Genomic DNA, 1,309 nt, shown 5'->3' with positions numbered 1-1,309 from the left:
TGAACCGCCCCGGGATTGTCGGAGACTCAACATTCTGAGAGAATACGACAATGAAACGACAAACCTACACTCCTGAGATTAAAGAACGCGCCGTTCGCATGCTGATTGAAGCGTCGAGCGACTATCCTTCTACATGGTCAGCCATTCAAGCCATAGCGTCAAAGATTGGCTGTACGCCTGAGACACTGCGATCCTGGCATAAAAAGCACATAGACCAAACCATTCCCGCCTCAGTGCAGGCTCAAAGTGACAAAGAGCGTATCAAAGAGCTTGAACGCGAGAACAAAGAGCTCAAGCAAGCCAATGAGATTATACGTAAGGCTGCTGCTTTTTTCGCCCAGGCGGAGCTCGACCGTCCACCCAGATAATGGTTCAGTTTATTGATGACTATAGAGGTAGTTATGGGATCGAGCTGATTTGTAGAGTACTACCGATTGCCCCGTCAACCTATCACCGTACTAAAGACCTAGAGTGCTGCCCTGAAAGGCGTTCACTGCGCAGTCAGCATGACGACTACTATCTCAGCGAGATTAAACGCATCTGGCAGGACAGCAAATGCCGCTATGGTGCTCGCAAAGTCTGGCGGCAGATGAAGGCAGATGGCATTTATATCGCACGCTGCACCGTAGAGCGCTTAATGAGACAGCACGGCTTACAAGGTGTCTGGCGCGGTAAGGGTAAGATTACCACCAACAGCCGTGACGACCAAAAACGTGCTGACGACTTGGTCAATCGTAACTTTAATGCCCATCGTCCTAATCAGCTGTGGGTTGCAGATTTTACTTATATCAAGACATTGAGCGGCTGGGTTTATACCGCTTTTATCATCGATGTATTTGCTCGCGCTATTGTCGGCTGGAAAGTATCGAATCGTATGAACACTGATATGGTAATGGCGGCATTAAATCAAGCGATAACAGATAGAAACAATCCCAAAGATGTGATTCATCACAGTGATCGAGGGGTTCAGTACTTATCCATTCGCTATACCGATAAGATGACGGACTCTGGCGTGATTGCTTCTGTTGGTACAACAGGCGATTCATACGACAATGCATTGGCTGAAACGGTCAATGGGCTTTACAAGTCTGAGGTGATTCATTATTTAAAGCAGAACTGGACTGGTGTGAACGATGTTGAACTGGCAACCCTTGAGTGGGTGGATTGGTTTAATAAAACCCGTTTACATGGCACGATTGGATATGTGTCACCCTTTGAGTTTGAAAAGCGGTATTATGATAATTTAATCCTGTCAGGCATTGCTGCCTGACTCAAGTAGATCAGCCTCCGATATAGTCGGGGCGGTTCA

The 1,309-nt window shown here is 47.2% G+C and carries 1 protein-coding gene and 1 other annotated feature; the gene reads left to right on the top strand.

The genetic code is table 11. The features are described from left to right. Positions 1–50: 50 nt before the first annotated feature. A protein-coding gene (locus JFC10_RS14745) for an IS3 family transposase (RefSeq protein ID WP_406947306.1) occupies positions 51–1,270 on the top strand; the annotation gives its coding sequence in 2 pieces (ribosomal slippage) (positions 51–327 and positions 327–1,270; 1,221 coding nt in all). Further along, positions 326–442: a sequence feature (AL1L pseudoknot), on the top strand. It overlaps the preceding gene by 117 nt. Positions 1,271–1,309 lie beyond the last annotated feature (39 nt).

Source organism: Psychrobacter aquimaris (assembly GCF_016107525.1).
GTDB lineage: Bacteria > Pseudomonadota > Gammaproteobacteria > Pseudomonadales > Moraxellaceae > Psychrobacter > Psychrobacter aquimaris.
The sequence above is the reverse complement of the archived record's forward strand: the minus strand, read 5'-3'. Positions and strand labels throughout refer to the sequence as shown.